Genomic DNA, 19836 nt, shown 5'->3' with positions numbered 1-19836 from the left:
GGGGGCGGGGTGCGGGCTCACTCGGTCCACGCCCACATGGCGGGATGGAAGTTGGCGAGGGAGTCCTGGGCGAATCCGCCGAGACCGTCCCTGATCACGGAGACCTGGTAGTCGGGCTCGGGAAGCCAGATCACGGGCAGTTCCTCGGCCAGCGCCTTGCTGTAGTCGGGCATGGCGTCCAGGGACGAGGAGGTGGTGGTGCGGTCGATCAGCCGGTCCACCTCGGGGTTGGAGTAGCTGCCGAAGTTGGAGCCGCCGCCGCTCGCGAAGAGCGCGTCACCGCTGGGGTAGGCGGGGAAGTACCAGCTGCCCGCGCTGCCGAAGAAGGAGAGCTGCCACTTGCAGGCGGGGTCGTCCTCCTTGCACTGTCCGGTCTGCGAGAGGACCGAGTTGACCGGTGCGGTCTTGATGTCGAAGTCGATGCCGGTCTCCTCGAAGGAGGACTGCAGGGCGCTCATCATGTTGTCCGTCTCCGTCGAGCCGGACTGGGAGAGCACCCGCATCCTGAACTCGGTGCCCTTCTCGACGCCCTCGCCGCACTGCCCCCCGCCCGCGCCCGGTGAGGTGCACACCATCGTGCCGTCCTTCATGGTCCAGCCGTGGTCCGTCAGCAGCTTGCGCGCCGCGGAGTTGGAGAACGGGTACGGCTCCGCCTTCTGCTCGTCCGAGAGGAAGGCGGACGGCTGCCCCTGCGGGACGGGACCGTAGGTGGGTACGGCGGTGCCGTTGTAGAGCACCTTGGACAGCGTCTTCTGGTCGACGGACATCTGGATGGCCTGCCGTGCGTACAGCTGCCGGAAGACCGCGCCCATCTCGGGGTTGTTGAAGTTGTACGGCATGTAGGTGACGGCCCAGCCGGACCACCGCTCGACGTGGTAGCCGAGGTCCGTGAAGGACTTCTTGATCCCGAGGTCGGAGGCCCTGATGTAGCCGTAGTCGACCGTGCCCGCCCGCAGCGCGTTCTCCTCGGCGGCCACGGTGGTGAAGGACAGCAGGTTGATCTGCTCGACGTGGGCCGCGCCCCCGCCGTCGTACTTCTCGTTCTCGACGAGCTCGACCCGGCCGGAGGTGGAGAAGGACTTGATCCGGTACGGGCCGCTGACCGTCTTCCACAGCGGGTCGCTCGCGTAGTGGGAGATCTTCTTCCCGGCGTCGATCAGGTACGTCCACACCTTCTCGGCGCCGGCCGGGGTGCGGTCGAGGTCGGAGACGGTTCCGGAGTCGCTGGTCTTGTCCCACGCGTGCTGCGGCATCACGCGGATCATGCTCAGCTCGTTGGCGAGCATCCACTGCTGGTTGTAGGCGCGGTCGAAGTCGAGCGTGAAGTGCCGGTCGTCGATGGTCCTGAAGGACGACCAGACGTCCGGGGCCTTGCCCGGGCTGTAGCTGGCCCACGCCTTCTTGTTCTCCCTGACCAGGTTGAACCAGAACTCGACGTCCCGTGAGGTGACCGGCTCACCGTCGCTCCAGTGACGGTCGCCGAGGGTGATGGTGACGCTCTTGTCGTCCGCGGCGAACTTCGCGTCCGTCGCCAGCGAGTTGTCCTTGTTCCAGCCGATCTCGCCGGTGGAGCCGTCGTAGGCGATCAGGGGCTCCCACAGCACCTGGGATATGGAGGCGTTGTTCGTGTTGAGGTGCCCCGGCGTCCCGATCGGCACGATCCAGTTCGGGGTGAAGTTCGCCGGGAGGGCGTAGTTGATCTCGTTCTTGGAGCCGGAGGGGGCGGACACGCCGCCCGTGCAGCCGCTGAGCAGCACGCCCACGGCCGCGCATGCGCCGACGACGAGCGCCCGGCGTCGGCGTGGCGCTGTGCGAGCAGGGGACATGTATCTCCTCCAGGTGAGTGGCCTGGAGGTAGCTAACGCCTGACTCGGTGCATGCACAAACAAAGTTGAGTAACAACTAAGTATCTCCGTTTCTGAAAAAAGTCCGGACCCTGTCATGGCCGGGAATTACTGCACTGACCGCCATTCACGGGACGCCGTTTCAGGCGTACTGTCTGCATCGGACCGACGATGGGGAAGTAAGCACGTACATGAATGAAATAAGTACGCCCGGCCGGAGGGCGGCAGGCACCTCGGCACTGGCGGCGCGGGCCCTCGAACTCATCGCCTCCGGCCGGGCGACCTCCCGGGCCCAGCTCGCCGAGCTGCTCGGCGCCGCGGCCTCCAGCGTCTCGGTGGCCGTGGCCCAGCTGGTCGAGCACGGCCTCGTCGCCGAGGAGGGGACCCAGTCCTCCACCGGCGGACGCCCGCGCAAGGTGCTCAGACTCGGCGGCCAGGACGAGTTCGCCGTCGCCGCCGACCTGGGCGGCAGCCACGCCCGGGTCGGCGTGGTCCTGCCCGGGGGCGAGCTGCGCGACGTCTCCACCGTGCCGCTGGTGATCGCCGACGGCCCGCAGGCGGCCCTCTCCCGGCTCGCCGCCACCCTGGAGGAGCTGGTCGAACACCACGGCCGGGGGCGACTGCGCGGTGTCGGTCTCTCCCTGCCCGGTCCGGTGGACACCGCGACGGGCAGCGTCGTACAACCCTCCCGGATGCCGGGCTGGAACCGCTTCCCCGTCGAGTCCTGGCTCCGGGAGCGCTTCGCGGTACCCGCCGTCGCCGACAACGACGCCAACTGCATGGCCGTCGGCGAGCACATCGCCCGCAAGGGACGCCACCAGCAGGTGATCATGGTGAAGACCGGCACCGCGATCGGCGCCGCCGCCCTCGTCGACGGCCGGCTCTACCGCGGCGGCACGGGCGCGGCCGGGGAGATCACCCACATCCGCATCGCCCGCGGCGACCACGTGCCCTGCTCCTGCGGCAACACCGACTGCCTGGAGACGGTCGCCTCGGGCGCCGCCCTGGTGCGGGTGCTGCGGGACGAGGGCGTGGACGTCACCAGCGCCGAGGACGTGGTGCGGCTGGCCACCGACGCGCACCCGGAGGCCAACCGGGCGGTGCGCAGGGCCGGGGACTACCTCGGCCAGGTGCTCGCCGCGAACGTCAACTTCTTCAACCCGGACGCCGTCTACCTGGGCGGCATCCTCTCCACCGTCGAGCCGTTCGTCGCCGCCGTCCGCAGCCAGCTCTACGAGAGCTGCCACCCGCTGGTCACCGAACACCTCGCCATCGAACGAGCCGTCCTCGGCCGCGACGCCGGTCTGGTCGGCGCCGGACTGTTCGCCCTCCAGCGGGCGCTGGGGCAGGCCCTGCGCCAGGTCGGCGGGGCGCAGCTGGACCCGGACCGGTTCCAGAGCCCCACCACCTCCTGAGACGCCCCGAAGCAACGCCCACCCGCGCCACCCGCACGAACGAGGAGCCATGTCCCACCCCAGCACCCCCACCTCGGCCCCCGCCGCCTCCCGCCGCCCGGTCATCGCCATCGCCGGCCTCGGCATCGAGTCGTCCACCTTCTCGCCCGCCCGCACCCAGGCGCCAGCCTTCCACCCCTCCCGCGGCCAGGAGGTGCTGGACCGCTACCCCTTCCTCGCCGTCGGCGAGGAACTGCGCGAGGCGGCCGACTGGCACGGCGCCCTGGTCGGCAAGTCGCTGCCCGGCGGCACCGTCACCGCCGCGGCCTGGGAGGAACTCACCCGGGAACTCCTCACCCGGCTCGCCGCCCTGCCCCCGCTGGACGGCCTCTGGTTCGACATCCACGGCGCCATGACCGTCGAGGGCCTCGACGACGCCGAGGCCCTGCTGCTGGAGAAGGTGCGCTCCGTCGTCGGCGACGACGTGACCGTCTCCACCTCCATGGACCTGCACGGCAACGTCTCCCGCGCCCTCGTCCACCGCAGCGACCTGATCACCTGCTACCGGATGGCCCCGCACGAGGACCACATGGAGACCAAGGAGCGCGCCGTCCGCAACCTGCTGACCCACCTCGCCTCGGGCGCCCCCCGTCCGCTGAAGGCATGGGTGCCGGTGCCCGTCCTGCTGGCCGGTGAGCAGACCTCCACCCGGATCGAGCCCGCGAAGAGCGTGTACGGGGCCGTTCCCGAGGTCGAGGCCCACGAGGGCGTGCTCGACGCGGCGATCTGGGTCGGCTACGCCTGGGCCGACGAACCCCGCAACCGGGCCGCGGTCGTCGTCACCGGCCACGACGAGCAGGCGGTCTCCGCGGGCGCCGAGAAGCTGGCCCGCGGCTTCTGGGAGGCCCGCCACGACTTCGACTTCGTCGCCCCCACCGGCACCTTCGACGACATCCTGGACGAGGCCCTGGCCGGCGAGCGGCGCCCGTACTACGTCAGCGACACCGGCGACAACCCGACCGCGGGCGGCGCCGGCGACGTGACCTGGGGCCTGGCCCGCCTGCTCGCCCGCCCCGAGTTCCAGAAGGAGGACGGGCCGACCGTCCTGTACGCCTCGGTGCCCGGCCCCGAGGCCGTCCGGCAGGCCGCCGCCGCGGGCGTCGGGGCGACGGTGACGGTGACGGCGGGCGCCGAGGTCGACGACCGGCACGCCGGACCCGTCACCCTCACCGGAGTCGTGCACGCCGTCCGGCTCGGCGACCGCGACGCCCGCACCGAGGTGGTGATACGCGTCGGCAGCGCCTACGTGATCCTCACCGAGCTGCGCAAGCCCTACCACCACGAGCACGACTTCACCGACCTGGACCTCGACCCGCGCGGCGCCGACATCGTCGTCGTGAAGATCGGCTACCTGGAACCCGAGCTGTTCGCCATGGCCGCCGACTGGAAGATGGCGCTCACCCCGGGCGGCGTCGACCAGGACCTCGTACGCCTCGGCCACCGCCGCATCCGCCGGCCCATGTTCCCCTTCGACCCCGCCATGGCGGACCCGGACCTGTCCGCCCGCCTGATCCCGGCCGCCGACCAGCCGCTGACCGGGGCCGACGAATGAGCGCCGGACCTGCCCCGGAGGCCGCCGCCCCGGTGGCCGCAGCGCTGGAGATCGCGGTCGTCTCCCCGGCCGGCGCCCGCACCGCCCGTGAGAACGGGGCGGACCGCGTCGAACTGTGCACCGCACTCGAACTGGGCGGCCTGACCCCCTCGACCGCGACGGTCGAGGCGGCCGTCGAGTCCGGGCCGCCCGTCCACGTCCTCGTCCGCTGCCGCCCCGGCGACTTCGTGTACGACGCCGAGGAGGTCGCCCTGATGACCGCGGAGGTGCGCACCGCCCTGCGCGCGGGCGCCGGCGGCGTCGTCGTCGGAGCACTGACCCCGGACGGCGCCCTCGACACGGACGCCCTCGCCGCGCTCGCCGGCGCCGCGCGGGACACCGCCCCCGCCGCACAGGTGACGCTCCACCGGGCGGTGGACCAGGCGAGCGACCCGGTGGCCGCCGTCGCGGCGCTGCCGGGGCTCGGCATCACCCGCGTCCTCACCTCCGGCGGCGCGCCCACCGCGATCGAGGGGAGCGCCGTACTGGCCGCGATGGCCGCGGCGAACCCCGGGCTCGACGTGGCCGCCGGGGGCGGAGTCAGGACCGGCGACATCGCCGGTCTGCTCGCGGCGGGCGCCCGCTCGGTGCACCTGTCCGCCAAGTCCCGGGCGACCCCCCGGCGCGCGGCCGGCTGGGTGCCGCTCGGCGCGGGCGGCACCTCCGCCGAGGACGACACCCACTTCGTCACCGACGGCACGGTCGTCGCGGCGGCCAGGAGAGCGCTCGACGCGGCCGTCGCGACGGAGTGAGGAGGTCCGGGGCACCCCTCGGTGACGTCCCGCGGACCCGACCGGGACACTGGCACCGTGGACGCACTCGCCGGACTGCTGGAAGGCCCCCGGGCCCGCGGGGCCTTCATGATCCGCGCCTGTTTCGACCCGCCGTGGGCCGTGCGCGTCGAGGACCGGGCGCCGCTGACCGTGATGCTCATGGTCCGCGGCGGTGCCTGGATCGTGCCGGACACGGGGGAGCGGCTGCGGCTGCGGGCCGGGGACCTGGCCATCGCGCGCGGCCCCGACCCGTACGTCTGCGCCGACGACCCCGGCACCGCCCCGCAGGCGGTGATCCTGCCGGGCGGCGCGTGCAGCTACCCCGACGGACGGCCCCTCAACGGCTCGATGGACCTCGGCGTGCGCACCTGGGGCGACCGCGCCGACGGCGAGGCGGTCCTCCTCATCGGCACCTACCTGGTCCGGGGCGAGATCGGCGGCCGCCTCCTCGACGCGCTGCCCCCGCTGCTGTCCCTCACCGGCGAGGCGTGGGACAACCCCCTCACCCCGCTGCTGATGGCGGAGGTCACGCGGGACGAGCCGGGCCAGGAAGTCGTCCTGGACCGGCTCCTGGACCTGCTGGTCATCGCCGCGCTGCGGGCCTGGTTCGCCCGGCCCTCGGCCGAGGCACCCGCCTGGTACCGGGCGCTGGGCGACCCGGTCGTCGGCCGGGCGCTGCGGCTGCTCCAGGACGACCCGGCGCACCCCTGGACCGTCGCGTCCCTCGCCGCCGAGGCCGGGGTCTCCCGTGCCGCGCTCGCCCGGCGCTTCACCGACCTGGTCGGCGAACCGCCCATGGGATACCTCACCGGCTGGCGCCTCGCCCTGGCCGCCGACCGGCTGCGCGACAGCGCGGACACCCTCGGCGCCATCGCCCGCCAGGTCGGCTACGGCAGCGCGTTCGCCCTGTCCACCGCCTTCAAACGGACGTACGGCGTCAGCCCGCAGGAGTACCGGGTCCCGGCCCCGGCGTAACCTGGCAGGCGTGTACGCGGAGCGGGCGTCCCGGCTGAGCGGGGCGGTGGTGTGGACCAACACCCCGTCCGGGTCCGGCCCCGGGCGGGTCCTTCCCGACGGTTGCATGGATCTGCTCTGGTACGACGGCCGGCTCCTGGTCGCTGGCCCCGACACGCGGGCCCACGTCACCGAGGGCGGCGCGGGCGCCTGGGCAGGCGTCCGCTTCTACCCCGGCACCGCGCCGGCCCTCCTCGGCGTCCCCGCCGACGCCCTGCGCGACCGGCGTGTCGAGCTGACCGACCTCTGGTAGGCCGCCCGCGCGAGGCGGCTGGCCGCTCGGGTGAACGCCGCCCCCGACCCGGCGACCGGCCTGGACGAGGCCGCGCTGTCCCGCGCCGGCGAGGCCGGGCCCCCGGACCCGCTCCTTGCCCGGGTCGTCGCCGCCCTGGACGCGGGCCGCCCGGTCGCCGCGACCGCCGACGCGCTCGGCATCGGAGCCCGGCGCCTGCACCGCCGCTCCCTGGCGGCCTTCGGCTACGGCCCCAAGACGCTGGCCCGCGTCCTGCGGCTGCAACGCGCCCTCGCCCTGGCCCGGGACGGCACGCCGCTCGCCGAGACGGCCGCCCGCACCGGCTACGCGGACCAGGCACATCTGACCCGGGACGTACGGGAGTTGGCGGGAGCCACCCCCGGCGAGCTACTGCGCGGGGGCTAGGGACTGTCTGACAATTCCCGTCTGCCGCCCTTCGGGCGACGACGCGAATTGTCAGACAGCCCCTGGCGGCGCGAACAGGTCGACGCCGTGACCGTCCGGGTCGTTGACGACGGCGTACCGCTGCCCCCAGGGGGCGTCCCAGGGCTCGCGCTCGCCCTTGCACCCGGCACCCGTCAGCTCCGCGTAGAAGGCGTCCACCTCGTCTGGTGTGTCGCACAGCAGGGCGAGCGAGTGCCGCCCGCCCCCGGCCGGCGGCTCCCACCCGGGCGTGAAGGACCGGACGGACTCCTCGGTGTCGAGCAACAGCCGGATCCCGCCCGGCAGTTCCGCCTCGGCGTGCGGCTCCTTCCCGGCGCCCTCGGGGAAGGCGAAACCGAGCCGGCGGTAGAAGGTCACGGACGCGGCCATGTCGGAGACGACGAGGCCGATGGCGTTGAATCGTGCGGTCATGGGGCCACCGTAGACAGGGCGCGCGCACCGGGTCTTGAAGGAAACGGACACCCGGACGCGGCACCGCCCGCCTCAGAAGCTGCTCAAGTCCGTTGAACGCGACCCGGTGCACGGCCGATCATGGCCGCATGTTCGGACGACTCGCCCCACCGGAACTCAACGTCCTCGTCCTGCGCGACACGGACGTCGTCGCCCACCGCATCCGTCAGGCGCTCGCCGAGGCGACGCCGGAGGAACGGCCCGGACTGGAGCGCGCCGCCGCCCTGGTCGAGCAGTCCGCCGCGGAGCCCGACGCCGCACTGCTCGCCCGCTGGGTGCACGAACGCCTCGCCGCGGCCGGTCACGAGGGCCCCGTCGACTCGGTCCGCGCCGTCAAGACCCTGCGCGAGACAACCCCCGGCCTCAGCCTGCGCCAGGCCGTCAGACTGACGAAGGACGCCGCCGCCCAGCGGCCTTAGTCTCCGGGCACCGGACCTCCCCGGCCGCCCGGCCCGACCCCGCCCCGCGCAGCCACAGCGCCCCGGCCGCCCCGGCCAGGATCTGCGCGCAGCCGGTCGCCACGAGGACCGGCCCGGCCCCGGCCCACCCGATGAGCACGCCACCGACCAGCAGGCCCAGTGAGGCCCCGCCCGAATGCAGGACGGTCTCCATGGTGAACGCCGCCCTGCGTTCGGCCCCGGCGGTCTGCTCACCGATCAGGGTGTTCAGCGCCGCGATCCCCCACGGCGTGGCCGCCCCGGCCACGGCTGCCAGCGCCGAGACGCCCGCCACATCCGGTGCCGCCCGGGGCAACAGGACGAAGGCGGCCCCGAGCGCGACCCAGGAGAACACCATCAGCGGTGGGCGGGGCAGGCGGTCGATGACCAGTGGGACCAGGAGCGAGGCGATCACGGAGGCGATTCCGTACCCGCTCACCCCGGCGGCGATCAGCACGCCGGGCCGGCCGTGCTCGACGCCGAGCACGGCCAGGCCCAGAGTGAACCCGAACCAGCAGAGCCCGCCGACTCCGGCCATGAGCACCCCCGCGGCGATCTGGGGGCGGGACCGCAGGACGTCCAGCGCGGAGACTCCCGCGGTCGTCCCGTCGGACGGGGCCCGCTCGTGCCGCCGGGCCGCGGGCACCGCGAGCATCGCCCCGGCCGCCAGCGCGACGACGACGGTCTCGCACCACAGCAGGGGCCGCACTCCCCAGGCGACGACGAGCCAGGCCCCGGCGGGCGGCGCGAAGATCATCGACACCCGGTGCGCGAGATCCTGCCAGGCCAGCCAGCGGGCCGGTCCCGCCCTGCCGCCCCGGGCCACGTACCCGTCGGCGAGGTCGGCCACCAGCGCCCGTTCCGCCGGTCCCAGCAGCGCGCCCGCCGCCCCGGTCACCAGGCCGGAGGCGCACAGCGTGACCGCGCCGATCTGCCCGGCCAGGGCCGCCACCGGAACCACGGCCAGACCGGCGGCGTTCACGGCCATCACCCCGGCCAGCGCCCGACCGGAGGTCAGGCGGTCACGCAGCCCCCGGCCCCACCAGCCCACCGTCAGCAGCGGCAGCCCGGCCGTCCCGCCGACCAGCCCGGTGGCCCAGGCCCCGCCGGTCTCGGCCAGCGCGACCAGGGGCAGGGCGACCGCGGTCATACGGGTCCCGATCCAGGTCACGAACGTGATCGCGGTCAACAGCAGCAGAGGTCCTCTTCGCATGTCCCCGATCCTGCGCGGGCGACCTCACGGCAGGTAGGGAGCGCTTGACGCGCCCCGCTCATACACTGCGGGCATGACCCCCCGCCTGAGCGTCGAGGACCTGACGCTGACCGAGGCGGTCGCCCGCCACGGCTCGGTCGGTGCGGCCGCCAAGGAGCTGCTCACCACCCAGCCCTCGGCGTCCCGCCGCCTGTCGGCCCTGGAACGCCGGCTGGGGACCCGCCTGTTCGAGCGCGATACCACGGGCGCCCGGCCCACCCCGGCCGGACGGGAACTGGCTCGTCGGGCCGCCCGGCTGCTGGCCGAGCTGGACGCGCTGCCCGACCAGGTCCTCGCCGCCACCGACGCCCCCTCGCTGGCCGTGGGTACGATCCAGGCCCTCTCCCCGATCGTGTTCACCGCCCTGGACGCCGAACTGCCCGGCGTGACCGTCCACCCCGGCATCGACCACGGGCCGGCGCTGGTCCAGCAGGTCCACGACGGTCTGCTGGACGCCGCCGTCATCACCATCGCCGACCAGACCAACCTGCCCCGGGGGGTGCAGGGCACCCTCCTCGGAGTCTCGCCGCTGGTCCTGTTCCTGCCCGAGGGGGCGGCTCCCCCGCGCGCGGGGAAGCGGCCGCTGGCGGGCCGGACCGTGCTGTACTCCACGATCGACCTGTCCGGCGAGGCGGTCCGGGCCAGGCTTTCCGCACTCGGCGCCGCCCCGCGGCCCGGCCCCACCATCGAGGCCGCGCTACGCATCGCCCGCCACCGCCGGACCCCGGCCCTGGTGCCGCTCCTGGCCGCCCGCTGGTGGGCCCGGGCGGGAGACCGGCTCCTGCCCTCCCCGGTACCGGGCCAGGTCACGCTCTCCCTGCTCACCCGGCCACCCCGGCCCGCCGTCCTGACCGAATCGCTGCCGGGCATCGCCGAGCGGGTCCTCGGAGACGGCCCTGACGCGCCGGACGCGGCCGAGGCCGGCTGAGAGCACGTCCCGTGGAACACCTGTACGGCAGGATGGCCGCATGATTCGTCACGTGCGCGTCCTGCCGGTGCTGCTGCTGACCCCGCTGCTGCTCACCGCGTGTGGTTCCGAGAAGGCCGGCGCGGGCGGTGCACCCGGTTCCCCCTCGGCGGCCACCCCGGCCGCGGCGGCCCCCGACACCGGCGCGGGCGAACTCCGGGTCCGAGCCCAGGCGATGGGCGTGGCCCCCGAACTGGTCTACGTCACGGAGGCCCCCGGTTTCACCCTCGCCCAGCAGTCCGTCGGCGTCCTCGGCGACGACGGCTTCTCCGCCACCTGGGTCGACGGCGGGACCAACGCGCTGCTGCGGCTCGCCGTCGACCGGGGCACGATCACCGCCGGCACCTGCCCCGAGCAGCCCGTCGGCGACATGTCCGGCGAGCACACCACCTGCGAGCGCGACGGCAAGGCCTGGTACCGCACCGGTGCCGGACGCCACGAGTACGCGCTGCCCGAGGAGGGGCACGTCGTACGCGTCTCCGCCGAGACGGACGCCGTACCGCGCGACGTCCTGCGCGCGGCCGCCCTCGCCGCCCACCGCCCCGACGCCGCCGAGACCGACCGCCTCCTGCCCTCCGCCGAACCCGCGCCCGCCACGCCGGTCGAGCGCGGCGACCTGCCGCCGTTCGGCGACGGGGCCCCCGACAACCACGTGGACGTGGGCGGCTGACCCGGCGGCCCGGTTACGCCGTGAAGGCCGCCACCGTGTCCAGACCGGCCTGCCGCAGTGTCCGGTGGACGGCCGGGCGGGCACCGCGCACGGTGAGGGCGACCGGCTCCGGCGTGCGGGTCACCGTCCGCAGCAGCGCGTAGGCGCAGGCCAGGTCGATGTGGTCGAGGCCGCTCATCTCCAGGGTCCAGGCCCTCGGCTCCCGCAGCCGCGGGTCGAGGAGCAGTTCCTCCAGCACGACCAGCGCGGGCGCGTCCAGGTCCCCGGAGAAGGCCAGCACCGCGTGCTGCCCGTCGGCCTCGGCGATCCTTACGGGTGCGTCCGTCACGGCAGCCTCCTCGGTCGCGCATCGCGTGCGTGGTCTCCATTGTCCCCCAGCCGTGGCGACAGGGGCCTCCCGGAATAGATCCCCGGTCGCGCGGCGCTATGCCTTGAGCGGTACGAGAGTGCGGCGAAGGGCTGGTGGGCGCATGCGGTCAGGCCAGACGAACCCCGTGGTCGGAACGGTTCACGGCGCGGTACGCGGCAGGTACGAGCACGGTGTCGCGGTCTTTCGCGGCATCCCCTACGCGGCGCCCCCCTTCGGACCGGGCCGCTTCCGCCCGCCCGTGCCCCCTGAGCCCTGGGACGGCGTCCGCGACGCGGGCTCCTTCGGCCCCACGGCCCCGAAACCGCCGTACTCCGAGGCCTTCGCCCGCTACCTGTCCGACCCGGTGATCCCCGGCGACGACTGCCTCAACCTCAACGTCTGGACCCCCGAGCCCGGCCCCGGCGCCCGCCTGCCGGTCCTGGTCTGGCTGCACGGCGGCGCGCTGACCAGGGGATCCTCCGCCGTACCGGTCTACGACGGCAGCACCTTCGCCCGGGACGGCGTGGTCTGCGTGTCGATCAACTACCGACTGGGTGTGGAGGGCTACGGACTGTTCCCGGACGCCCCCGCCAACGCCGGCCTGCGCGACCAGATCGCCGCCCTCCAGTGGGTGCGGGACTCCGTCGCGGCCTTCGGCGGCGACCCCGACCGGGTCACCGTCGCCGGGCAGTCCGCGGGCGCCATCAGCACCGGCGCGCTCCTCGCCGCGCCCGCGGCCCAGGGCCTGTTCCGACGGGCCGTGCTCCAGAGCGGCGCGCCCGAGGCCACCGACCGCGACAAGGTACGGCGCATGGTCCGCCGCATGGCCTCCCGGCTGAAGATCCCCGCCACCGCCGAGGCCTTCGCCGCCGCCGACCGCGACCAGCTGCTGCGCGCCCAGGCCGAGGTGGGGCGCTTCAGCAGCCCCGTACTCGGCGGCCCCGGGTTCGGCCTCGTCGTCGACGGCGACGTGCTGCCCCGCGACCCCCTGGAGGCGCTCGTCGACGGCGACGCGGCACCCGGCGTCGACCTCATGCTGGGCTGGACCCGCGACGAGTACCGGCTCTGGCTGGTCCCCGGCGGCCTGGTCGAACGCGTCGACCGGCTCGGCGCGGTGGCCCTCGCGGGTGCCCGCGCCCGCTGCCACTGCGGCAACGAGGTGATCCGCGGTTACCGCGCGCTGCGCCCCGACGCGGGGACCGCCGAGACCGTGGGCCAGCTGGTCACCGACCACCTGCTGCGCATCCCGATGCACCGTGTGGCCGACGCGCGTCCCGCCTCCTCGCACGTCTACGAGTTCGCCTGGCCGTCCAACCTGCCCGACCTCGGCGCCTGCCACGCCCTGGAGCTGGGCTTCGTCTTCGACTCCGGCGACGGCCCCGACGCACGCAGGCTCGCGGGGGAGGGGGCGCCGCAGGAGCTGGCCGACGCGATGCACGGGGCGTGGGTGCGGTTCGTGGAGACCGGCGACCCCGGGTGGGAGACGTGGGACACCGCGCATCCCGTACGGGTCTTCGGAGACGGCGCCCCGCACACGGCCCACGGCCCGCTGGACGCCGAGTACGACCTGTGGAAGGCCGACGTCACCGGGCCCCGAGGAACGCGGCCCAGGCGTCTGGTCCGACGGTGACGTGTCCCTGCGGGGCTTTGGAGTCGCGGATGTGGACGGCGGTGGGTTCTTGGGCGACCTCGACGCACTGGCCGCCTTCGCTGCCGCTGTAGGTTGACTTGAACCACTTGAGTGCGGTGTCGCTCATGCTTCTCCCAGAAGACGGTCCAACAGGGCCCTTGATTCCTCGGTGTTGAGGGCCTGCGTCCGCAGCATCGCATACTTCTGGGTCAGGATCCCCACCCCTTCGGGGTCGGCGATCAGATGGCTGCCACGCTGTGTCTCCATGTAGGCGAGCCGCTGGTACTCGGGTGTTTCCATCAGGACGAACGCCCCGTCGAGTCCGGCATGCGAGGTGCGTCCGAGCGGCAGTACTTGGAGCGTGATTCCCGGCATCTCCGCGTGTGCGCGCAGTTTCTGAATCTGTTCTGCGTAGACCTCTCTTCCGCCCAGTCGGTCCCGCAGGGCGGCCTCCCAGATCACGAAGCTCGTGGTGGGCGGCACTTTGCGCTGCAGGATCTCTTGGCGGTCCATGCGGGTCGCCACCCGCAGTTCAATCTCGTCCTCCTCGTAAACGGGAACGCGACTGCGGAAGACCGCTCGCGCGTACCCCTCCGTCTGGAGCTGGCCGGGTACGGCCAGATTGTCGTAGACGGAGATGGCAATGGCCTCCCGCTCCCGGTCCAGGAACTCCTCCGCCCACAACGGGACCAGATCCACCTCCGGCATCTTGCTCAACGCGGTCGACAACGCCCCCTTGGTCTGGAGGAGTTCGTCGAGCTGCTCGGCGAGATCCGGCTTCAGCGGTCGGCGGCCCTGTTCGATCGAGGCGATCTGCTGCTCGCCGATGACGAAGCGCTCGCCCAGGGACCGTTGGGTGTGTCCCGCCGCCTGCCGGTAGAGGGCGAGCAGCGCGCCCACCATCTTCATCGCGGAGGCGTTCCTCCGTGTCGTCGTGCCCATGAGGTCGAACTCCCCACCCGTGCGCGTACGTTCACCAACGCGCACCCGTACAGACCGGCTGTACGGCCATGCGCACTGTCCCATCATGACCACGGAGCGTGACCCTCGTCACGTGAACAGTGAAACTCCACCCCCGTCCCCACGTGAGCGCCTCTACCGCCGTGAGCGTCGGTCCGTTCCCGCCGCGCGGGCGTTCGCGAGGGAGGCGCTCGCGGACTGGGGCGTGCGCGGGCGCGCGGACGACGTGGTGCTGTGCGTCAGCGAACTGGCGACCAACGCCCTGCTGCACGGCGTACCGCCCGGCCGGGGCTTCCTGCTGCGGCTGTGGCTGCTGCCCCGCGGGGACGGCGTACGTGTCGAGGTCCACGACAGCGGGGACGGTGTGCCGGCGGTGCCCCTGGAATCCGGTGGGCCGGACGAGGGCGGGCGCGGGCTGCTGCTGGTGTCGGAGCTGGCGGACAAGTGGGGTGTGGCGGAGCGGGAGCCCGGCAAGGTCGTGTGGTTCGAGTGCGGCGTCCCTGCGGACTGACGGGGCACACCCGTCTGCCCTCGGGGGCCTTCACCGGATCTCCACGCTCCGTCACGTGCGGCGCGTCAGGCCCAGCAGCCGTTCACGGTCGCGGCGAGGCCGTCCATCGCGTCCTTGATGTCGCTCGGGTCGGCCGTCGAGTTGTTCTCGATGAAGGAGAAGATCCGCCAGTCGCCGTCGTCGGTCCGGGTGACCCCGCTGAGGGCGATGGCACCGGTGAGCGTGCCGGTCTTGGCGTGCACCTTGCCGACGGCGCACTCGGAGTCGGGGTCGTCGAAGCGTCCCCACTCCGGGCCCAGGCTGGCACCGGCCTCGCCGGCGACCGGCAGGCCCTCCAGGATCGAGCCCAGCGCGGGGGACTCCGTGATCGCGTCGAGGAGCTGCGCGAGGGTGGCGGCCGGGATGCGGTCGGCGCGGGAGAGGCCGCTGCCGTCGTGCATCTCGAAGTTGTCGAGGGAGATGCCGTACGAGCTGAGCACCTGGCGGACCAGCGCGGTACCGGCCTCGAAGGTGCCCGGCTTGCCCAGCTCCACGGCCGTCATGCGGAGCAGGGTCTCGGCGATGTTGTTGTCGCTGGTCTTGAGCATCTTCTTGACGATGTCCGACAGCGGCGCCGACTTGTGCTGGGCCACCGGGACGTCGGACTGCTTCGCCGTCGTGCGGGACACCTCGCCGTCGACCGTGATGCCCTGCGCCGCGAGCTGCTTCGCGAAGACCTTGCCCGCGTCGATCGAGGTGTCCTGGACGGCGGCGCCGTCGACGACGAGTGAACGGACCGGCGCGATCTCGGTGGGGTAGTAGCCCTCGTTCCAGCCCTCGGCGAGGCTCGGATCGGCGAACAGGCTGTCGTCCACCCGGACCTGGACGTCGGTGCGGCCGGCTGCCTTGAGGCCGTCGGCGGCGGTCTTGGCCAGCCCGGCCACGTCCTCGCTCGTGAGGGTGCGGTCACCGCCGCCGACGAGGGTGAGGGTGCCCTCGCCGTACACGACCTTGGTGGTGAACTCGTGGTTCGCGCCCAGCAGCGTCAGGGCCGTGGTGGCCGTGGCGAGCTTGGCGTTGGAGGCCGGCATGAGGGCGGTGGAGCCGTTGTGGTCCCACAGGGCGGTGTCCGAGTCGGCGTCGAGCACGACGCCGCTGACATCGTTGCCCAGGCGCTCGTCGGCGAGGCGCTCGTTGAGGTTCTTGACCAACTGCGCGTCGTCGGCGGCGAGGTCGTCGACCGAGATGCCCTGCGGTCGCGGGGAGCTGTCGTCGGCGGCGAAGGCCGAGGTTCCGGCCAGCGTGGCGGAGGCCACGGGCACGGCCATCGCGAGCACGAGGGCCCGGCGGGCGCCGATGCGGCTCACTCTCGCCCGGCGGTGCCTGCGCCGTCCGCCCGGGGTGAAGGTGTTCGTGGGGGTTTCCTCTGGCGTACCAGTCATGAAGTGAAATCCAAAGATCGGTTACTTCGTTCTGTGGGGGTGAAGCGTTGGGCACGCTACCAGCCGTCATATGAAGGGCTGGGACGGAAATTGACAGAGTGTGAATGTCTTGCGACCGAATTAACGGATGGCCGTCCGAAGGGTTTCGCGACGGGGATTCTCCCGCTGCCGAACGGGAAATCCCGTTGCCCCTCAGTTCCCCGGAACTCGGGACTTCGGGGCATCGTTCCGCCAGCGGGCCCGCAGTACCGCGCCGCCGGCCACCGCCAGGCCCGCCACCGCCGCGGCGGCGATCAACCGTCCCAGCCCGGAGCCCGTCCCGGACACCGGAACCGCCGCCGCGGCCGCCACCACACCCGCGCCGGCGCACGCCGCTACCGCCTCGCCCCACACCCGGGCGGTCCCACGGCCCCATCGCCACGGCCACGTCTCACTGGTCACCAGGTAGGCCACCGACAGCGCGACCACACCAGCGCCCTCCCACCAGGCCGGTTCCCTGAAGGCCGCGACCACCACGACGCCCGACGCCAGCAGCGTCGTCCGGTGGCGCAGCAGCCGGTAGGACCACCAGACGGCCTCCACCGACGGCCGCCGGTCCAGCGAGGGCGCCGCCCACAGCGCGAAGGCGACCGCGCAGACGAAGGGCACGGCCTCCCCGGCCGTGTCCACCGTCGCCCACGGCCGCCAGGCCGTCACGACCGCCGCCGCCCCCAGCACCCGTACCGGCACGGTGCCGATCCAGTAGCCGAGGTACTCACGGACGCCGACCCGCGTGTCCAGCGCCGTCATCCCGCGCGCCCCCTTCCGCCGACCCGCCCCGCCAGCAGCGGCGCCAGCGCCAGATCCAGTGACTCGCCCTCGGTGTGCCGCAGGACCGGCACCCCGCTGTCGCGCAGGGCGAACCGCATCGCGTCGCGCTCCGCGCGCCACAGCCGCAGCCCCAACTCGCCCGCCTCGTCGCCCGGTTCCACCACCGGGTCCCCGCTCGGTATCTCCACGACGACCGGGCGGCGCCCGCGCGCCTGGAGGTCCCGCAGCACCTCCAGGATCCGTGCGTCGCTGAGCGGCGTGAACACGTACACCAGGGCTCCCTCCGGAAGCGCGGGCGGCGGGACCCGTTCGAGTCCGTCGCCGCCGAAGGCGCGGTCCTTGCGGACGTCCAGGACGCTCTCCACGATGCGGTAGAACGCCGCGTCCCCGGTGCCCGGCGCCAGCCACCGCGTGGTGCCGCCGGTGGAGACGACGCCGACCCGGTCGTGGGTGCGCAGATAGGCCCGGGCGAGCCCGGCGGCGGCCCGCACCGTCTCGTCCAGGGACGACAGTCCGGTCACCGGGTCGACGACGTCTCCGAACGCGTCGACGAGCATCACGGTGTCGGCGGCCCGCTCGGCCGCGAACCGGTGCAACTGCACGGCCCCGCGCCGGGTCGTCGACGGCCAGTGGATGCGCCGCTGCCGCTCCCCGGGGACCCAGGGGCCCACCCCGATGACCTCGACGCCCTCCCCGGACTGCGGCGAGGCGTGCTCGCCGAGCCGCTGCGGCAGCCGCACCGGGATCGGCGTGAACCGGGCCTGCGTGGCGCGCGGGAACACCGCCACCTCGGCCGCCTCGACGCGTACGGTGCGCCGGACGGTGCCGCCGGGGTCGTACACGTCGACGTCCACCGGGCCGAGCGACCAGCGGCCCCAGTGCAGCGCGGTGTGGCGCAGCGTCACCGTGGACGGGCCGACGACGACCTCGTCGAGGCGCAGGCCGGGACCGAGCGTGACACCGGGGTCGAGGCGCACGGCCTCGCCGTCGTGGGCCAGCGCGATGCGGAGGGTGACCGTGTCACCCTCGAAGCAGCGCCCCGGCTCGACGGTCGTGGACGTCTCGACGCGGCGGGCGTGGGCGCGGGGCAGTGCCAGCGCGAGCAGGACCAGCGGTGCCGCCGCGAGTGCCAGCAGCCACGCCCGGCCGGTGACCAGCGCGGCGGCCAGTGCCACGACCGCGACGGTCAGCAGGCGCAGGGTGCGCTCGCTCGGGCGCGGGCCACCGGGCGGCGGTGCCGGTGGCTGCGTCGGGGCGGTGCGCCCCTCCAGGGCGCGGACCACCGCCGGGCTCGGCCGGGGCACGGGAGTCGGCGCGACAGCCGGTGCCGGGCGCGGCGCGGGCGCGGTCACGACGAGGCCGCGGCCGTACGCCGCGTCGTCGGCGTATCCACACTGTCGACTATCTCGCGCAGCACGTCGTCCGTGGACATCTCGCGCACCCACAACTCCGGCCGCAGCGAAACCCGGTGGGCCAGCGCGGGCACCGCGAGGCCCTTGACGTCCTCCGGGACGACGTAGTCGCGGCCGTCCAGCACGGCGCGGGCGCGGGCGAGCTGGACCAGGGCGAGTCCGCCGCGCGGCGAGGCCCCGATGCTGATCTGCGGGTGGTCGCGGGTCGCGCCGACGAGCGCGACGGCGTACTCCAGCAGGTCGTCGTCGATCTCCACCCGCTCCACGACGGCCCGCCACGCCACGACGTCGTCCGGCCCGGCGAGCCTTTCCAGTACGGCCTCGGGCGCGGCCCGGTCGATCCGGGCCCGCAGCATCGCCAGCTCCTCCCGCGCGGCCAGATACCCCATGCGCACCCGCAGCTGGAACCGGTCGAGCTGCGCCTCGGGCAGCGAGTAGGTGCCCTCGTACTCCACCGGGTTGGCGGTCGCGATCACCAGGAAGGGGTCGGCGAGCGGCCGGGTCTCGCCGTCCACGGTCACCTGCGACTCGGCCATCGCCTCCAGCAGCGCGGCCTGGGTCTTCGGGGGCGTCCGGTTGATCTCGTCGGCGAGCAGCAGGTGCGTGAAGACCGGGCCGGGGTGGAACACCATCTCGCCGGAGCGCTGGTCGTACAGCGGCGTCCCGGTGACGTCGGAGGGCAGCAGGTCGGGCGTGAACTGGATCCGCCGGAAGTCCAGGCCGAGGGTGGTGGCGAAGGACCGGGCGAGGAGCGTCTTGCCGAGTCCCGGCAGGTCCTCGACGAGGACGTGACCGCCCGCCAGCACGGCCAGCATCACGTGTTCCAGGGCGTCCGGTTTGCCGACGACCGCACGGCCGATCTCGCGCAGTACGGCACCGGCCTGCTCGCCGACCTGCTCGGCGGTGCGGAGCTGGGGCGTGGAGGTAGTCGTCACGTCGCTTGGTCCTTACCGGTGCGGGGGTTGCGGGTGCGGGTGCTGGTGCTGGGGGTGTGGGCGCCGGGAGTACGGGGTGAGCCGAGTGCCTCGAGGCGGTCGACGAGGCGGCGCAGTACGTCGAGGGGCACCTCGCCGTCGGGTCCGGTGCCCGGTGGCACGGGGCCGAGCCACGGCCACAGCTCGGGGCCGACCAGTTCGGCCGCCCGCTCGGGCTGGTGCTCCAGGGACACGTGGTGGTGCTCGGCGAGCGCGGCCGCGTACAGGCGGCGCAGCTCGGTCCGGAGCACCGCACGGTAGTAGAGGGCGCCGTCGGGGCCGGTGGACGTGCCCACGTTCCGCCGCCACTCGCCCATGCCCGGGGCCCGGGTCCGCAGCAGCCGCACCTCGTCGCGGTACGCCGAGTCCAGGGCGCCCGCCCCGGCGACGTACCGGGCGGCGAGCACGGCCACGGCGACGAGCAGGGCCACCAGGGCACCGGCGGCCACGGGGCCGTCGAAGAGCAGGACGAGCAGGACGCCCGAGCCGGCGACCGCGCCGCCGAGCAGCCCGAGCCGCGGCAGGCTGAGCATGTCGTCTTCCGAGGTCCTGGCCACTGATGTCTCCACCACTGATGTCTCCACCACTGAGGTCTTCGCCACCGAGGTCTCCTCCGCGGG

Annotated in this window: 20 protein-coding genes and 1 pseudogene; 10 read left to right on the top strand and 11 right to left on the bottom strand. The window is 73.7% G+C overall.

Annotated elements, in window-relative coordinates; all coding sequences use genetic code 11:
* Positions 1–17: 17 nt before the first annotated feature.
* A complete protein-coding gene (locus Sru02f_RS27450; RefSeq protein WP_109029669.1) occupies positions 18–1826 on the bottom strand; it encodes a peptide ABC transporter substrate-binding protein in 1809 nt (602 codons plus the stop codon).
* A gap of 209 nt (positions 1827–2035) precedes the next feature.
* Here Sru02f_RS27450 and Sru02f_RS27445 point away from each other — a divergent pair, with 209 nt between their 5' ends.
* The 5 genes and pseudogenes from Sru02f_RS27445 (at position 2036) to Sru02f_RS27425 (ending at position 7334) form a co-directional block, all read left to right on the top strand.
* Positions 2036–3259 carry an ROK family protein gene (locus Sru02f_RS27445; protein ID WP_109029668.1) on the top strand — a complete coding sequence of 408 codons (1224 nt, stop codon included), beginning with the start codon at positions 2036–2038 and terminating at the stop codon, positions 3257–3259.
* Positions 3260–3308: 49 nt separating this feature from the next.
* Positions 3309–4850 carry a M81 family metallopeptidase gene (locus Sru02f_RS27440; protein WP_109029667.1) on the top strand — a complete coding sequence of 514 codons (1542 nt, stop codon included), beginning with the start codon at positions 3309–3311 and terminating at the stop codon, positions 4848–4850.
* A complete protein-coding gene (locus tag Sru02f_RS27435; RefSeq protein ID WP_109029666.1) occupies positions 4847–5641 on the top strand; it encodes a copper homeostasis protein CutC in 795 nt (264 codons plus the stop codon). Before Sru02f_RS27440 ends, Sru02f_RS27435 begins: the two co-directional genes overlap by 4 nt.
* A 57-nt stretch (positions 5642–5698) precedes the next feature.
* On the top strand, positions 5699–6637 hold the full coding sequence (locus Sru02f_RS27430; RefSeq protein WP_167469320.1) for an AraC family transcriptional regulator: 939 nt from the start codon (positions 5699–5701) through the stop codon (positions 6635–6637).
* Positions 6638–6647: 10 nt separating this feature from the next.
* Positions 6648–7334, top strand: a pseudogene (locus Sru02f_RS27425) (helix-turn-helix domain-containing protein).
* Positions 7335–7385: 51 nt separating this feature from the next.
* Here Sru02f_RS27425 and Sru02f_RS27420 read toward each other — a convergent pair.
* The gene (locus tag Sru02f_RS27420; RefSeq protein ID WP_109029663.1) at positions 7386–7784 is read right to left on the bottom strand and encodes a VOC family protein; all 399 of its coding nucleotides are present in this window, start codon (positions 7782–7784) and stop codon (positions 7386–7388) included.
* A gap of 128 nt (positions 7785–7912) precedes the next feature.
* On the opposite strand from Sru02f_RS27420, the gene Sru02f_RS27415 reads away from it, so the two are divergent.
* Complete coding sequence (locus Sru02f_RS27415) at positions 7913–8242, top strand: hypothetical protein (RefSeq protein WP_109029662.1); 330 nt, start codon at positions 7913–7915, stop codon at positions 8240–8242.
* Here the strand turns inward: Sru02f_RS27415 and Sru02f_RS27410 are convergent.
* Positions 8205–9473, bottom strand: coding sequence for an MFS transporter (locus Sru02f_RS27410; protein ID WP_167469319.1), 1269 nt, complete (start codon positions 9471–9473; stop codon positions 8205–8207). The two genes, Sru02f_RS27415 and Sru02f_RS27410, sit on opposite strands and share 38 nt — an antisense overlap.
* Before the next feature lie 73 nt (positions 9474–9546).
* Between Sru02f_RS27410 and Sru02f_RS27405 the strand changes: the two genes are divergently transcribed.
* Positions 9547–10440, top strand: coding sequence for a LysR family transcriptional regulator (locus Sru02f_RS27405; protein ID WP_109029661.1), 894 nt, complete (start codon positions 9547–9549; stop codon positions 10438–10440).
* 40 nt (positions 10441–10480) lie between these two features.
* Positions 10481–11149: a hypothetical protein gene (locus tag Sru02f_RS27400; protein WP_109029660.1), complete on the top strand. Its 669-nt coding sequence runs from the start codon at positions 10481–10483 to the stop codon at positions 11147–11149.
* 13 nt (positions 11150–11162) lie between these two features.
* Here Sru02f_RS27400 and Sru02f_RS27395 read toward each other — a convergent pair whose 3' ends face one another.
* Positions 11163–11477, bottom strand: a complete 315-nt coding sequence (locus Sru02f_RS27395) for an STAS domain-containing protein (protein ID WP_109029659.1) — start codon at positions 11475–11477, stop codon at positions 11163–11165.
* Between the two features lie 142 nt (positions 11478–11619).
* Between Sru02f_RS27395 and Sru02f_RS27390 the strand changes: the two genes are divergently transcribed.
* The gene (locus Sru02f_RS27390; RefSeq protein ID WP_109029658.1) at positions 11620–13128 is read left to right on the top strand and encodes a carboxylesterase/lipase family protein; all 1509 of its coding nucleotides are present in this window, start codon (positions 11620–11622) and stop codon (positions 13126–13128) included.
* Here the strand turns inward: Sru02f_RS27390 and Sru02f_RS27385 are convergent.
* Both Sru02f_RS27385 and Sru02f_RS27380 read right to left on the bottom strand, forming a co-directional pair.
* On the bottom strand, positions 13082–13255 hold the full coding sequence (locus tag Sru02f_RS27385) for a DUF397 domain-containing protein (RefSeq protein ID WP_109029657.1): 174 nt from the start codon (positions 13253–13255) through the stop codon (positions 13082–13084). The two genes, Sru02f_RS27390 and Sru02f_RS27385, sit on opposite strands and share 47 nt — an antisense overlap.
* Positions 13252–14070, bottom strand: coding sequence for a helix-turn-helix domain-containing protein (locus Sru02f_RS27380; protein WP_244941741.1), 819 nt, complete (start codon positions 14068–14070; stop codon positions 13252–13254). The genes Sru02f_RS27385 and Sru02f_RS27380 overlap by 4 nt, the downstream gene beginning before the upstream one ends.
* 85 nt (positions 14071–14155) lie before the next feature.
* On the opposite strand from Sru02f_RS27380, the gene Sru02f_RS27375 reads away from it, so the two are divergent.
* Positions 14156–14599, top strand: coding sequence for an ATP-binding protein (locus tag Sru02f_RS27375; protein ID WP_109029655.1), 444 nt, complete (start codon positions 14156–14158; stop codon positions 14597–14599).
* A 65-nt stretch (positions 14600–14664) separates the two neighbouring features.
* Here Sru02f_RS27375 and dacB read toward each other — a convergent pair whose 3' ends face one another.
* From dacB to Sru02f_RS27350, 5 genes are all read right to left on the bottom strand, one after another.
* Positions 14665–16020 (bottom strand): D-alanyl-D-alanine carboxypeptidase/D-alanyl-D-alanine endopeptidase, encoded by a 1356-nt coding sequence (gene dacB, locus Sru02f_RS27370; protein ID WP_109029654.1) that lies wholly within the window; start codon positions 16018–16020, stop codon positions 14665–14667.
* A 192-nt stretch (positions 16021–16212) separates the two neighbouring features.
* Entirely contained in the window at positions 16213–16809 is a 597-nt protein-coding gene (locus Sru02f_RS27365; protein ID WP_109029653.1) for a hypothetical protein, read from the bottom strand.
* Positions 16806–18182, bottom strand: a complete 1377-nt coding sequence (locus tag Sru02f_RS27360) for a DUF58 domain-containing protein (protein ID WP_109029652.1) — start codon at positions 18180–18182, stop codon at positions 16806–16808. The genes Sru02f_RS27365 and Sru02f_RS27360 overlap by 4 nt, the downstream gene beginning before the upstream one ends.
* Positions 18179–19177 carry an AAA family ATPase gene (locus Sru02f_RS27355; protein ID WP_109029651.1) on the bottom strand — a complete coding sequence of 333 codons (999 nt, stop codon included), beginning with the start codon at positions 19175–19177 and terminating at the stop codon, positions 18179–18181. The genes Sru02f_RS27360 and Sru02f_RS27355 overlap by 4 nt, the downstream gene beginning before the upstream one ends.
* Positions 19174–19818, bottom strand: a complete 645-nt coding sequence (locus Sru02f_RS27350; RefSeq protein ID WP_244941739.1) for a hypothetical protein — start codon at positions 19816–19818, stop codon at positions 19174–19176. The genes Sru02f_RS27355 and Sru02f_RS27350 overlap by 4 nt, the downstream gene beginning before the upstream one ends.
* Between the last annotated feature and the right edge of the window lie 18 nt (positions 19819–19836).

The organism is Streptomyces rubrogriseus (assembly GCF_027947575.1).
In the GTDB taxonomy this organism is placed as follows: Bacteria; Actinomycetota; Actinomycetes; order Streptomycetales; family Streptomycetaceae; genus Streptomyces; species Streptomyces rubrogriseus.
Note: the sequence above shows the minus strand (reverse complement) of the source record. Positions and strands in the feature narration are given on the sequence as shown.

What these genes read in the sequence shown, in the direction of transcription:
- Sru02f_RS27380 (WP_244941741.1), bottom strand. Translation starts at nt 14,070, where the DNA reads ATGGGCACGACGACACGGAGGAACGCCTCCGCGATGAAGATGGTGGGC.
- dacB (WP_109029654.1), bottom strand. Translation starts at nt 16,020, where the DNA reads ATGACTGGTACGCCAGAGGAAACCCCCACGAACACCTTCACCCCGGGC.
- Sru02f_RS27440 (WP_109029667.1), top strand. Translation starts at nt 3,309, where the DNA reads ATGTCCCACCCCAGCACCCCCACCTCGGCCCCCGCCGCCTCCCGCCGC.
- Sru02f_RS27375 (WP_109029655.1), top strand. Translation starts at nt 14,156, where the DNA reads ATGACCACGGAGCGTGACCCTCGTCACGTGAACAGTGAAACTCCACCC.
- Sru02f_RS27390 (WP_109029658.1), top strand. Translation starts at nt 11,620, where the DNA reads ATGCGGTCAGGCCAGACGAACCCCGTGGTCGGAACGGTTCACGGCGCG.
- Sru02f_RS27365 (WP_109029653.1), bottom strand. Translation starts at nt 16,809, where the DNA reads ATGACGGCGCTGGACACGCGGGTCGGCGTCCGTGAGTACCTCGGCTAC.
- Sru02f_RS27400 (WP_109029660.1), top strand. Translation starts at nt 10,481, where the DNA reads ATGATTCGTCACGTGCGCGTCCTGCCGGTGCTGCTGCTGACCCCGCTG.
- Sru02f_RS27385 (WP_109029657.1), bottom strand. Translation starts at nt 13,255, where the DNA reads ATGAGCGACACCGCACTCAAGTGGTTCAAGTCAACCTACAGCGGCAGC.
- Sru02f_RS27435 (WP_109029666.1), top strand. Translation starts at nt 4,847, where the DNA reads ATGAGCGCCGGACCTGCCCCGGAGGCCGCCGCCCCGGTGGCCGCAGCG.
- Sru02f_RS27410 (WP_167469319.1), bottom strand. Translation starts at nt 9,473, where the DNA reads ATGCGAAGAGGACCTCTGCTGCTGTTGACCGCGATCACGTTCGTGACC.
- Sru02f_RS27420 (WP_109029663.1), bottom strand. Translation starts at nt 7,784, where the DNA reads ATGACCGCACGATTCAACGCCATCGGCCTCGTCGTCTCCGACATGGCC.
- Sru02f_RS27415 (WP_109029662.1), top strand. Translation starts at nt 7,913, where the DNA reads ATGTTCGGACGACTCGCCCCACCGGAACTCAACGTCCTCGTCCTGCGC.
- Sru02f_RS27445 (WP_109029668.1), top strand. Translation starts at nt 2,036, where the DNA reads ATGAATGAAATAAGTACGCCCGGCCGGAGGGCGGCAGGCACCTCGGCA.
- Sru02f_RS27405 (WP_109029661.1), top strand. Translation starts at nt 9,547, where the DNA reads ATGACCCCCCGCCTGAGCGTCGAGGACCTGACGCTGACCGAGGCGGTC.
- Sru02f_RS27450 (WP_109029669.1), bottom strand. Translation starts at nt 1,826, where the DNA reads ATGTCCCCTGCTCGCACAGCGCCACGCCGACGCCGGGCGCTCGTCGTC.